We start from the raw sequence: 12303 nt of genomic DNA, 5'->3' as shown, positions 1-12303 counted from the left end.
TCTGATCATGACAGCAGCCATCATCATCAACCAGGCGTTTAGCGGCCTGACCACCGCAGTATTCCTCTTCATGACTGCGATCGGTCTCTCGCTGATCTTCGGGGTCGTTCGGATCCTCAATTTCGCGCACGGCTCCTTCTACATGCTGGGCGCCTATCTCGCCTATCAGTTCTCGCAGTATCTCGGGACCGGAAATCTCGGCTTCTGGGGGAGTGCTCTTCTGGCAGCTAGCGTCGTCGCGCTCATCGGTCTCGTGGTTGAACGCCTGCTACTCAGCCGTCTCTACGGCAAGGAAGAGCTCTTGCAGCTTCTTTTCACCTACGCATTGGTGCTTGTCTTCGCCGATGCTGTGAAGGCGATCTGGGGCGTCGAGCAGGTCTCGGTGTCGCGTCCGCCGGCGCTTGCCGGCGGGTTGAACCTCGCGGGCACCGTGATCCCGCAGTACAGCCTCTTCATGAGCGCGGTGTGTGTCGTGCTTGTTCTGGGCCTCTGGCTGACAATTCAGCGCACGCGGATCGGCCGTATCATTCGCGCGGCGGCCGCAGACCGTGAAATGGTGCGTGCTCTGGGGATCAACGTCACCCAGCTCAACTCGTCGGTCTTTGCGGTCGGAACGTTTCTCGCCGGTCTCGGCGGCGCGCTCGTGGCGCCGGTCACCGCGATCAGCCTTGGCATGGATGCTGAGATCATCATCGCGGCTTTTATTGCCGTTGTTGTCGGTGGCATGGGCTCGTTCTGGGGAACGCTGCTGGGTTCGCTGCTCTACGGCCAGGTGCTCGCGTTCGGAATATTCCTGCTGCCGGAGTTTTCGCTCTTCGCTGTCTTTGCGTTGATGGCCGTTGTTCTCATCATCCGGCCGCATGGTCTGCTTGGAAGCCGAGAGGCGGTGCGCGCATGACACAAAGATATCTTTTCTCGATTGCAGCCGTCATAGCGGTTGCGCTTTATCCCCTTCTCGGCGGCGGTCTCGGGACGTTCCTTGCAACCGATGTCGCGATCTGGGCGCTGTTCGCGGTCAGCCTGAATATTCTCGTGGGCTACACCGGCCTCGTATCCTTTGGCCATGCCGCCTATTTCGGGATCGGTGCCTACACCGCCGGTATCCTGCTGAAGAGCGGCGGTGTGCCATTCATCCTGGCATTGCCTTTGGCGGGGTTGGCCGCGGGTTTGCTCGCGGTGATCTTCGGCTTCTTCTGCGTCCGGCTGACGAAAGTCTACTTCAGCATGTTGACGCTGGCGTTCGCACAGATTGCGTGGGCGCTCTGCTTCAAGCTGAACTGGATCACCGGCGGAGACCAGGGGCTGTCCGGGATTCCCTATCCGGCCTTCCTCAACCATCTCAATGATGTTCCGGTTCTGGGAACGCTCGATCTTAGTCAGCGCTTCCATATCGTGGCCGTGGTCGTCGTCGGAATTTGCCTTGCTGTCATTCACCGCATCCTGCAATCGCCGTTCGGCCGCGTGCTGACGATGATCCGGGAAAATCCAGGCCGGGCTGAGTTTGTCGGCGTGAACGTGCACCGCTATCAGCTTGCGGCCTTCGCGATCGCCGGCGTGTTCGCCGGCGTGGCGGGGTCGCTGTTCGGCATCTTCAACCGCGGAATGTATCCGGACCTGATGTATTGGACGAAATCCGCGGAAGTCCTGATCATGGTTGTTCTCGGCGGGATGGGACGTTTCTATGGCCCGATCATCGGCGCGTTTCTTCTGCTGTGGCTCAATCAGGAACTGACGGCGATCACCGAGTACTGGTCTGCGATCGTCGGACTGGCGCTGATGGCACTGATTTTCTTCCTACCAGGCGGGTTTGCCGACCTCATCGAGCGCGGACGCAACTACCTCGTCTCGAAGCTTCGTTGCGGCAAATTCGCTCGCACGGCAGCACAGGAGGGGACGCCATGATCCACGTCTCCCCAGCCCAAACGAACGGTACCTGTTTGGAACTAACGGCCCTTACGAAACTCTTCGGAGGCTACAGGGCGATCAACAATGTCGGCTTCGGGCTTCAGCGCGGAACGATCAATGCGATCATCGGGCCGAATGGGGCCGGAAAGTCGACCCTCTTCAATCTGATCACCGGCCACTACACGCCGACGACTGGAGCGGTGCAGTATGACGGTCGCGATATCACCGGTGTGCCGCCGCACCGTCTGAGCAAGCTTGGAATCGGGCGATCGTTCCAGCGGACGAATGTCTTCGCCAAGCTGACGGTGTTCGAGAACATCCAAGCCGCGTTGATCGCGCACCGCGGACTTGGCTCTCAGATGTTCTCGCGGTCGGAAGCGATGTTCCAGCGCGAGACCAATGATGTCCTTGTCTCGGTCGGGCTGTTCGATGGCGCCGACGTGCCAGCCGGGCTTCTTGCTTACGGCGAGCAGAAGCAGCTTGAGCTGGGAATGACCCTTGCGCTCAATCCCACGCTTTTGTTGCTCGACGAGCCGACGGCCGGGATGTCGACTGCGGAAACGGAGCGATCGATCGATCTCATCCGCCGCATCGTGCGTGAACGAGGCATCACGCTTCTGTTCACGGAGCATGACATCCATGCGGTGTTCTCGATCTCCGACAGAATTCTCGTGCTGGAGCAGGGAACGCTGATCGCCGACGGCACGCCTGAAGACATTCGCGCCAACGAGCAGGTCAAGCGCAGCTACCTTGGAGGAAGAGGATGAGCACGCCGGTTCTTTCGGTCGATCGTGTGTACGCAGGTTACGCGCAGTCGACGGTGCTGTTTGATCTTTCAATTGAAATCGAGGCCGGCGAATGCATCGGCCTCCTTGGCCGCAACGGTGTTGGCAAGACGACGACGATACGGTCGGTAATTGGGCTGACGCCGCCGCGCGCCGGATCCATCAGTTGGAAAGGCGCCGATATCACGCGTCTTCCGGCTCACCGGATTGCGCGATCCGGCATCGGCCTGGTCCCGGAAGACCGCCGTGTCTTTGCTGACCTGACCGTCTTCGAGAATCTCGATGTCGGCGCGCGCGCCGCCAAGGATGGGCGTTCCGCCTGGACCATGGAGCGGATATTCGACCTGTTTCCGCAGCTCGCAGCGTTGCGCGATCGAAAGGGCGGCTACCTCTCCGGCGGCGAGCAGCAGATGCTGACCATCGGCCGGACGCTGATGGGGAATCCGCAATTGCTTCTGCTGGACGAGCCTTCCGAAGGTCTCGCGCCGATCGTTGTGGAAAACCTGCATCAGCAAATTCTACGGCTGAAGCGTGAAGGTCTCACCATCCTGCTCGCAGAGCAGAACCTCGAATTCGTCCTCGATCTTTCCGACCGTGTCTACATCCTCGAAAAGGGACGAACGGTCTTCCACGGCACGCCGGCATACGTCCGCAGCGATCAGACGCTGCGCGATCGCTATCTCTCAATTTGAATCCAACCAAGCTCAACGGAGAAGGAAACTACAATGGATATTCGGAAAACAGTGACGTTCGAGGAAGAAATCGCGGTCGAAAATGGGACGCGTCTTTCGCCGCCGCTGCGGCGGGTCGCGGTCGGCGCTGTCCTGAAGAACCCTCTTGCCAACAAACCCGTCGGTACAGACTTAGCGCCCTTAATCGATCTGTCCGTCAAGATCGGAGAGTTGCTCACGAAGAAAGCGCTCACCCTGTTGGGTGATCCCAAACAGCTTCGGGCTTACTCGAAGGCGGCACTGGTCGGGACTGCCGGCGATCTTGAACATGGCGCTGCGATGATTCATGCTCGCATCGGAATGGCGATGCGAGGAACCATTCAGCGTGGACGTGTGCTCATTCCGGGCAATGCCAAAATCGCTGGTCCTGGCGCGCATATCGACATGATCTTCGGACCCATCGACGAGGGTTGGGACTTGGATGCGATGGATACCATGCCCATCATGGTTGCCGACTCGCCCAGATCCGACGAAATTCTGTTGGTGGTTGGTTACATGACCGGACCGCGGCCGCATGCGCGATCGAAGGGGCCGGATCAGAAGGACGTTGATGCGCTCCTCAAATCATTCTCTTGAATCCAGACCGGTTACGCGGCCTGATATGCGGGTGCTTGCACCCGCGGCAGGCCGCGTGCCGGAAATGGACGACGAGAACTGGGCTGATGTCATGAAGTCAGGGACAAAATCGACGGGCGGGAGCAATCGGAAGCCCGCCCGCGTCCAGCCAAAGATTGCGCTTTTCCCGTGGGATGACGTTCAGTACTTCCTCGAGCTGGTTCGCAAGAACACGCTGCTGAAGGCGGCACGGCGCCTGGGTGTGTCCCACACCACCGTGCTTCGCCGGATCGCCAATCTCGAGCGCCAGGTCGATCACAAGCTGTTCGAGCGAACGCAGAAAGGTTTCATCCTCACCGAAACCGGATGGCGACTACTAGCCCATGCCGAGGCAATGGCGCGGGCGGCCGACGGGATCGCCAGCGTCGGTCATGCTGGTAATGATTTGTCGGGCTCGGTCCGTATAGCCGTCGTGGAAGGATTCGCCGCGCAGGTTCTCACGCCGGCGTTGCCTTCATTTCGCGAAGAGCATCCGGACGTCGCCATCGAAATTGTCACCGCGATGCAGATCGCCAATTTGACCAAGCGGGAGGCTGATATTTCGATCGGCTTGATGCGGCCGACTGGCCCACGCCTGGTCGCGCGTCGGATCGCGCGGTGCGATGTGCATTTGTACGCCTCGCAGAAATACATCGACCGGCACGGGGAATTACTTCGGATCGATGACATCGATCGGCATGTGTTTGTCGATTACGTCGAAGACATGATCGAAATTCCGACCCTGAAATGGCTTCGCGACACGACCGGCCAGAGGAAAGTCGTCTTCCGCAGCACGAGTCCGCTCTCGCAGTTGCGCGCGGTTGTCGCAGGTGTCGGTATCGGGATGTTCCCGGACTATATCGTCCGCGGCGAGGCCTCCGTGAAGCCGATCTTGCCAAAGGTGGTGAAGGCCGAACGAGAGATATGGCTGGCGATCCACGAGGATCTGCGAAATGTGCCGCGCATGGCGGCGGTGTTCAACTTCATCAAGGGCATCTGCCAGACTGACCCTTCATTTCGGCGCTGATCATTCAGTAAGGTCGTCATCGATGCCAAAGACAGCTGTAGCCATTCGTCACGTCCACTTCGAGGATCTCGGAAGTTTCCGGCCGGTCCTCGAAGCTGGGGGCTATGCGATTAGATATTGCGATGTGGGCATTAATGACCTTCATGCGCTCGCGACCGAAGACATCGATCTCCTGGTGGTGCTCGGCGGCCCGATCGGAGCTTATGAGGAGGACAAGTATCCGTTTCTCGAAGCAGAGATCGCATTGCTCGAACAACGGCTCCGTAACAGACAGCCGACATTGGGCATATGCCTCGGCGCACAACTAATGGCGCGAGCGCTTGGCGCTCGCGTTTATCCTGGCCCGGCGAAAGAAATCGGCTGGGCGCCGGTGACGCTGACGAAGGCAGGACAAGAGGGCGTCCTGGCTCATCTCGATGGCATGCCGGTCCTGCACTGGCATGGGGATACGTTTGATCTCCCTTCAGGATCGGAACGGCTTGCTTCCACGGAACTGTGTAGCAATCAGGCGTTCGCCCTCGGCGCAAACGTGCTTGCCCTCCAGTTTCATCCCGAGGCGGAAGGCGATAGTTTTGAACGCTGGCTTGTCGGCCATGCGTCGGAACTTGCTCATGCAAAGATTTCTCCCCAGACATTGCGTGCCGACAGCAAGCGGCTAGCGGCGGCTGTCGGTGGGCAACGCTGCCTTCGCGAATGGCTGGCTGGACTTCAGCCAGAGGGAGTGAGTTCGGTACAGGTTCTTCGCTAGTTTTCCGATCGGGTATCGAGATGCGTCGAGATGTCTGCTTGTGACCTGATCCGGTCACAATGATCGCGCCGACGATGGATCTGCGAGGGCAAATGCCCCAGCCGAAAAAAGTAAGCGAAACGTTCAGCTTCAGGCCCAGGCTCTAGGGAGGACTATTTGGCCAAGGGGCAGGCGCAGCCGGACCGAAACCGATGGCCACTAAACTTTGCTCAACCGGCGCGCCGGTTGGCGGGCGTTAGCCGCAACAGGCGGCCGGGATTGCGATCCTCGATCACCCAGATCGCGCCGTCCGGGGCGACGGCGACATCGCGGATGCGGCCGCCCATGCTCCAGCGCTCGGCCTCATCGGGCTGCCCGTCGGATCTGAAACTCACTCGCACCAACGACTGCGCCGAGAGCGCGCCGACCAGTGCGGATCCCCGCCACTGCGGAAAAAGCGCGCCCGCGTAGAAGGTGAGACCTGCCGGGGAGATCACTGGGGTCCAGTAGACGGCAGGAGCCGTGAATTCGAGCCGCGTATCATGGTCGGGGATCGGCGAACCGCTGTAGTTGTCGCCATTGGACACGAGGGGCCAGCCGTAGTTCCGGCCGGCCTCGATCAGGTTCAGTTCGTCGCCGCCGCGCGGGCCCATCTCGTGGAGCCAGAGTCGGCCGTCGGGTGCGAAAGCCAGACCATAGGGATTGCGGTGGCCCGTGGTCCATGTCTGGCCCAGCACGCCGCCTTTCGCGGCATGCGGATTGTCTGCCGGTGTCGACCCGTCGAGGTTCAATCGCAACACCTTGCCGCGCGCCTGGCTGGGGTCCTGCGCGCTCGCCGGTTGCATTCGGTCCCCGACCGTCAGGAAGAGATGCGATCCCTGCGGGTCGAAGGCGATGATGCCGCCTGGTTGGCCACCCCCAACCGCAGGCGTCTGCCGCCAGATCGCGACGCGGTCCGCGAGCGTCACGCTGCTGTCCGAAACGGAAAGCGTCGCGCGGGACAGCACGAGACGACTGCCGCCTCGGCCGGGCTCTACATAGGTAAAATAGACGCGCGAGCTGGTCGCGAAATCCGGTGCGACGGCGATGTCTAGCAGGCCGTTCTGTCCGGAGGCGGCGACGTCCGGCACATTCCCGACCTCTGCCTTCTGGCCGCCCTGGGTAACGAGAAAAATCCGGCCCGGCTTCTCGGTGACGAGCAGCCGTCCATCGGGAAGAAATCCAATGGCCCAGGGCGTGTTGAACTCGGCGATAGCCTGCGCGGTGAAGGGGAGTGTGGGATTGGCGGTGCGACCGCCAGCGTTGATGCTCTCTGCTTGCGCGGCGGGATGGATGACGAATGCTGCCAACACTGCCGACACCATAAATGTCTTTGGTAGAGCCATGAAGCCTCCGACGTTGCCGAGCTTTACTTACGGGGAACGCACAATCTCTTAGATGAAGAGGGCAGCACTCCGTTCGTATTCTTGTAGAGCTGGATCGTGGGTGCCGAGGCAGCTTCGCGATCGCCAGTCTAAGATAAAAGCTACCCAGGCGATCGATTAGCCCGCAAATGAGCTTGTCGTGATGAGCTGTGGCTCATCATTCGCGCTGAATGGTGCCCGGATGACCCGCGCCCGACCGATCCAAACCGTGACCGCATCTAGTCTCGTAAAGCTGTCGGCGAAGAACCAACTGGCCACCGCAACCAATCGCCGATCGGACCCGATAGATCGCAGCCGCGCGTCGGGCGCTAAAGTCTACTTGCTCTCCCCTCTAAGTTGCGCTTGGATAATCTTGGTCTGGGGAGATCAAAAAAAATGCGTATTTTGTGCGTTGCAGTCCTTTGCGCTGCACTAGGCGGCTGTGCGTCGGTTACACGCGGCTGGGACGAAAACATAGCAATTTCATCAACGCCGTCGGGAGCGATAGCGACTATCACGGGACCGAGTGAACCACAGGCACCGTGCGTCACTCCTTGCTCAATCAAAGTAAAGCGATCTGACGACGTCAGCATTGCATTTGCAAAAGAAGGCTATGAGCCGCAGATCGTCAATCTGACTAAGGAAATTGCCCCGACTGGGGCAGCGGGTTTCGCCGGTAACATCCTTTTGGGCGGCGTTGTCGGAGGAGTCGTGGACGCGGCGAGCGGAGCCGCGCTGGACCATAAGCCTAATCCCGTGATCGTCACCATGCAGCCGATCAAACCACCTGCACCCGCACCGCGCGTTGGAGCAAAGCCGAGAAAACCGAAACCAGCACCGACCTCTTAGACCGCGATTCGAAGGCTTTTCTAAAACAGACGCCAATGCGTTTAATGCAATTTCGAGAATCCAGTCATGCGCATGTTTGGACCGACCGCGCTTTGCGCGACTGTAATTTTTCTTTCGGCCGTCGAAATAGCGATCTCCCAAGATCAGCTTACTCATACCGACCAGATGGTCGTTGCAATGCTGAAGGAAAAGCCGAAATCGGGCGTTTTGATTTTGGAAGCAACCTTGCTCATGCAAGGAAAACAACTGAGATGTAATGGCTTCAATGTCTATCTGAAATCGACCGAGGGAAAAACCATCATCACCAACTCTGGCAGGATTTCCGTAGCTCCAGAAGGCGACTACACCGTCTTGCGAGCTGTCTGCGGCCCCTGGGTCGGTATGTCTGGAGAAGCTTACGAAGGGCCATTTGCAAAGATACGCCTCGGAGCAGGCGAAGTTGTGAACGCGGGCAAGCTCGTCGTTGATTACAAACTTGAGAACGGTTGGACTGGCAAGAAATCCTATCGCATAAGCGCACAAGGTCTCAGCCCGGCACAAATAGCGCAGCTAAAAGAGAAAGCGCCGCGCACCTTCAGTAAAGCGATAAAGCGAACTGTGACGGCTCTGAAGGTTGCAACTAACTAAGGGCACCCTGCTGTACGGTAGCAATCCGTCGAGTGAGGATTCACTTGCGTATCCAAGCGCAATCAGGAGTCTAGCGCAAAGATCTGTTTGCGATGTGATTGCTGCCTGACGGCATAAAGCTTCCCCGCCCATCCAAGCGCAAAATTACGTGCCCTTAACTGCCAACACTGAATCAAGTTCAAATCAGCCAACGCTACCTCCAGAATACGGCGAACCATATCGGCAAAAACAGGCCGAATCTAACCGGGTCGCTGGCAGGCGGACTTCGCTTCTCATCTATTCATAAAGACTCGGTGGCCCTGTCGCGAAGCATGGTCCGCCGCGACCAAGTGCACGCGATCAGTGGCAAACACCGCTTCCGGCAGCGGAAGAGGCTCCAGTCCGGCAAAGCGGCGGTAAGCGCCGCCCATCGTCGCACCTACGATCGCAAATGCTGGAATTGAAAACCCAAGGAACAAGAATGCAGAAGTAGCCAGCGCTACGAGGCAACCCATGCCCGCGCCGATCATGGCATAATCGGCTCCCCGCATCCGGTTCAAGTAGCGCGCTATGGCGTGAATGATCTGAGTAACGATTGCTGCTGGAACAGCTGTAACCAGCAACACGACCACAGTTAGATAAGACGGTGTCGCCACTTTGAGCACCACCTCTGACCAATTGATACGCGCAAAAGAATCAGTGAAATCCATGCTCAGAGCAAAGAGCGGCAAAACTAACACAGCAAATATCGCCGCTGGAATGATCGCTGCAATCATAGTTGCAGACATTGAGCTACGAACACGTACCGGCCCATTGAAGTTGTCATCAAGCCGCGTAGTTGCTAGCGCCGCTCCTTGCGTGGACTTCGGAGCAATAAATTCATAGCCAGCAAGCTGTGCGTAAATCGAACCAGCAATCATGCCGATCAGAGCGGGGAGGACTGCTGCGGTGATTTGCGCGCCTGGAAGCGGCGGCCACATCATAAGGCCGTTCGACAATGCGAAAGCGTAGCCGACAATCATCGCGGCTCCGCCCATAAGTCCGTAAGCTAGTCGAGTAGAGATGCCGAACGAGCGTAGCAATCGATGACCGGCAAACAATATGCTTGCATCAATAAGAACGCGTCGTGCGAAGATGTTAAAAGCTTGGTCTGGTGATGGCAGAGGAAGCTGTTGTGCGGTGAAGGTCGCGACCCCTAGGGAAGACATCACGCCATGGTAGGCGAGAATTACGAGCAGTGCGGGGATGAACGCGCGCGAAGAATTTCGTATCAATTGCATGACGCAACCCCCTCAACAAAACCAGGCATGATATCCACTGAGCATGAGCAGTTTGCCATTGCTCGAGGGTTAAAGTGTCGGCAAACGTCATCTTCGACAGCCACCAAGGTTGCTGGTTTGTCACCAGAACTGATAGAATTTAATGGATATGTTGGCGTTCAGGCGCAACTGGTCCAATTTCCCGCCAATATGCGTTCAGGCGATACGGCTGGACGCTCCGCTCGCGAGAAAAAACACCGATGGAGTAAAAGTTGAGCGTAGCCTTCACAAAAGAAGAGAGTGCGGAAACCGCATCTGAAACCCAGCTACCTGATCGACCTATTTCCGACCACCCCAATTTGGTTACCAGCGACGGGCTGAGAAAATTACAGGACGCACTGCGAGAAGCACAAAGCGCATATGAGGCGACGCAAGGGGTTGAAGACGTAAATGAGCGCCGGCGACTTGGAGCTATCCCCTTACGTGACGTTCGCTACTTCGCCGAGAGAGTTCGGACCGCCCAAGTTATGCCGGACCCGACAAGGGTGGACATTGTGGCTTTTGGGAGCACTGTTACGTTTAATCGGAGTGACGGCCGCGTGCAGGACTATCGCATTGTTGGAGAGGACGAAGCTGACCCGAAGGCAGGATCGATTTCGTTCGTGTCTCCTATTGCAAGGATGCTAATGGGCAAATCGGTGGGCGACGTTGTTGGGACGGGAGACAAGGAAATTGAAATTCTTCGCATCTCTTAGTTTGCGGGCGTGAGCCTTCGCCCTTCACGGGTTGTCCGTCAAACATAAACGCTGGTTTACGGTTTAAGCGTTCTTGTCATGCAGGTTTCGGTGGCCAAAGGCGTTTCGGGCCGGTACATCTTGTTGGTACAAACGACGGAAAATTGGTGGCCGTAGTCCGTTGATTTTGCTTGTGTTTCTTGGGGAATCTGACAACCCGCCCCTGGGCACCATCAGGCCTACTCACCTCATCGCCTGATATCTCCTAAGTGACTGTTTTAAAGTCTGAAAAGACGGTTGCAGCAGCGCTGCCGAGACTCGCGGGAACGCGTTGCATCCCCCGTCTTGGGTATGCTCGGGGGTTGGTGTCCAGAGTCTCTACCCCATGCCCCTGACCGAGACGCGTCGGCTTTCCGGTTGTCGTCTACGCCGCCCGTTGACCGCGAGAGATCAGGTGATCCAGTGAAAGGTATCCGGCGCCGCGAGCAACTAAAATCAGCAGGCACGCCGCCCATGTCCCGTGCGTTGGCCAAGCGTCGGGGTAAACAAAAATCTGAATCACGAGTGTCATGCCGAGGAGAGCCAGTGCCGACAGTCGCGTCGCGAAGCCGATGACCAGCAAGATCGGAAAAAGGTGCTCGCTGATCGCGGCGAGATGAGCCGCAAGTGTTGGATCAATCAGCGGCAGTCGATATTCACTGCGAAACAGTTCGATCGCGCCTTCCGTAACGCGAAACCCTTCGATTTTTGTCGCCCCTGACCGCCAGAACACGCCGGCGATTGACAGTCGCGCAATCAGTGCGATGAGCCAGTGGGGAATCTGATCCAGCAATCCGACGAACTTTTCCACTAAATCCGAAGAACGGGCACGGAGAGTTTGATCATTAAATGCACTGGTCATTCGGAACTCCTTCCGCCGTGCGCTGAACATCGATGATTGCGCCGGAGCCGATCAGCATTGCGAGATTGGCAGTTAAGTCGAAGTCGGCGTTATCCTTGAGAGCCGTGCTGGCTGCTGCGCCGAATGTATTGCCGGCCATAAGACATTGAAGAAACGCAGCGCCGCCAGAAAACATCCTGTGAACAGTGACTTCGAGATTGGCGCGTGTGACGAGCGCGTCTTCGGCGGCGTCTTCATCGATCGGCGTGAGTTCTATATCGCCGCTGTTCATCGCCCAGATAGTGAAAATCGGGTGCCGTGATCTGACGATTGATACGGAGGGGTGAATCGTTAGCCGGGATTCGGCGAGCGCATCCGGGGTAAGTGTCGTTATAAGTTCTATGCGCAGCGGTTCTGCGTCAGCTGCGTGATAGGCAAGTCGACGCGCCAGTTCCAGCCGCGCCACGTCAGCGAGGTAGGGAAGTTCCGCTGCCGGCGGAAAGTGCGACAGGAATTCCGGAAAATCGTCGCCATAGCGCAGCATCAATGGTGAGCGCGGCGGGCGGTTGATCGCATAGAGCCGTGCCGTCGCCGCAAAAAAATCTGCGCCGACGATGCGCTCTACGATCGGAAAGCCCGCGCGCATGGCTTCGACAAGGCCTGCAATGACGTTGTTGCGGTAAACCGCAAAGCGCTTCACGGGCACGCCAGTCCGATAGGACGTAACCGAAGCGGGGACCGGCTTGTCGGGATCGAGCAGCGCCTGGATAAAAATGGCTTGCATATCCGCAAACATATCCGCT

At 58.1% G+C, this 12303-nt stretch carries 13 protein-coding genes; 9 read left to right on the top strand and 4 right to left on the bottom strand.

Going from position 1 to position 12303, the window contains the following annotated elements:
• Positions 1 to 7: 7 nt before the first annotated feature.
• The 7 genes from YH63_RS05020 to YH63_RS04990 are packed head-to-tail and all read left to right on the top strand — an operon-like array spanning position 8 to position 5790.
• Positions 8 to 898 carry a branched-chain amino acid ABC transporter permease gene (locus YH63_RS05020; RefSeq protein ID WP_046828549.1) on the top strand — a complete coding sequence of 297 codons (891 nt, stop codon included), beginning with the start codon at positions 8 to 10 and terminating at the stop codon, positions 896 to 898.
• A complete protein-coding gene (locus tag YH63_RS05015; protein WP_046828550.1) occupies positions 895 to 1902 on the top strand; it encodes a branched-chain amino acid ABC transporter permease in 1008 nt (335 codons plus the stop codon). Before YH63_RS05020 ends, YH63_RS05015 begins: the two co-directional genes overlap by 4 nt.
• Positions 1899 to 2672, top strand: coding sequence for an ABC transporter ATP-binding protein (locus tag YH63_RS05010; RefSeq protein ID WP_046828551.1), 774 nt, complete (start codon positions 1899 to 1901; stop codon positions 2670 to 2672). Before YH63_RS05015 ends, YH63_RS05010 begins: the two co-directional genes overlap by 4 nt.
• Positions 2669 to 3382: an ABC transporter ATP-binding protein gene (locus tag YH63_RS05005; protein WP_046828552.1), complete on the top strand. Its 714-nt coding sequence runs from the start codon at positions 2669 to 2671 to the stop codon at positions 3380 to 3382. The genes YH63_RS05010 and YH63_RS05005 overlap by 4 nt, the downstream gene beginning before the upstream one ends.
• Positions 3383 to 3415: 33 nt before the next feature.
• Positions 3416 to 3997 (top strand): amino acid synthesis family protein, encoded by a 582-nt coding sequence (locus YH63_RS05000; protein ID WP_046828553.1) that lies wholly within the window; start codon positions 3416 to 3418, stop codon positions 3995 to 3997.
• Positions 3998 to 4028: 31 nt separating this feature from the next.
• The gene (locus YH63_RS04995) at positions 4029 to 5042 is read left to right on the top strand and encodes a LysR family transcriptional regulator (protein WP_170978662.1); all 1014 of its coding nucleotides are present in this window, start codon (positions 4029 to 4031) and stop codon (positions 5040 to 5042) included.
• Between the two features lie 22 nt (positions 5043 to 5064).
• The gene (locus tag YH63_RS04990; RefSeq protein ID WP_046828554.1) at positions 5065 to 5790 is read left to right on the top strand and encodes a glutamine amidotransferase; all 726 of its coding nucleotides are present in this window, start codon (positions 5065 to 5067) and stop codon (positions 5788 to 5790) included.
• 209 nt (positions 5791 to 5999) lie between these two features.
• Here the strand turns inward: YH63_RS04990 and YH63_RS04985 are convergent, their stop codons facing one another.
• Complete coding sequence (locus YH63_RS04985; RefSeq protein WP_083992633.1) at positions 6000 to 7154, bottom strand: PQQ-dependent sugar dehydrogenase; 1155 nt, start codon at positions 7152 to 7154, stop codon at positions 6000 to 6002.
• A gap of 933 nt (positions 7155 to 8087) precedes the next feature.
• Between YH63_RS04985 and YH63_RS04975 the strand changes: the two genes are divergently transcribed.
• Positions 8088 to 8648, top strand: coding sequence for a hypothetical protein (locus YH63_RS04975; protein ID WP_046828557.1), 561 nt, complete (start codon positions 8088 to 8090; stop codon positions 8646 to 8648).
• 272 nt (positions 8649 to 8920) lie between these two features.
• On the opposite strand, the gene YH63_RS04970 is transcribed toward YH63_RS04975, so the two are convergent.
• Positions 8921 to 9907: a hypothetical protein gene (locus YH63_RS04970; RefSeq protein ID WP_137325116.1), complete on the bottom strand. Its 987-nt coding sequence runs from the start codon at positions 9905 to 9907 to the stop codon at positions 8921 to 8923.
• 251 nt (positions 9908 to 10158) lie between these two features.
• Between YH63_RS04970 and greA the strand changes: the two genes are divergently transcribed.
• Positions 10159 to 10641, top strand: a complete 483-nt coding sequence (gene greA / locus YH63_RS04965) for a transcription elongation factor GreA (protein WP_046828559.1) — start codon at positions 10159 to 10161, stop codon at positions 10639 to 10641.
• A gap of 403 nt (positions 10642 to 11044) precedes the next feature.
• Here the strand turns inward: greA and YH63_RS04960 are convergent, their stop codons facing one another.
• Positions 11045 to 11521 carry a DoxX family protein gene (locus YH63_RS04960; RefSeq protein ID WP_046828560.1) on the bottom strand — a complete coding sequence of 159 codons (477 nt, stop codon included), beginning with the start codon at positions 11519 to 11521 and terminating at the stop codon, positions 11045 to 11047.
• Positions 11505 to 12296, bottom strand: coding sequence for an HvfC/BufC N-terminal domain-containing protein (locus YH63_RS04955; protein WP_046828561.1), 792 nt, complete (start codon positions 12294 to 12296; stop codon positions 11505 to 11507). Before YH63_RS04955 ends, YH63_RS04960 begins: the two co-directional genes overlap by 17 nt.
• Positions 12297 to 12303 lie beyond the last annotated feature (7 nt).

Source organism: Afipia massiliensis (assembly GCF_001006325.2).
Lineage (GTDB): Bacteria > Pseudomonadota > Alphaproteobacteria > Rhizobiales > Xanthobacteraceae > Afipia > Afipia massiliensis_A.
This window is presented reverse-complemented; position numbering and strand designations above follow the sequence as displayed.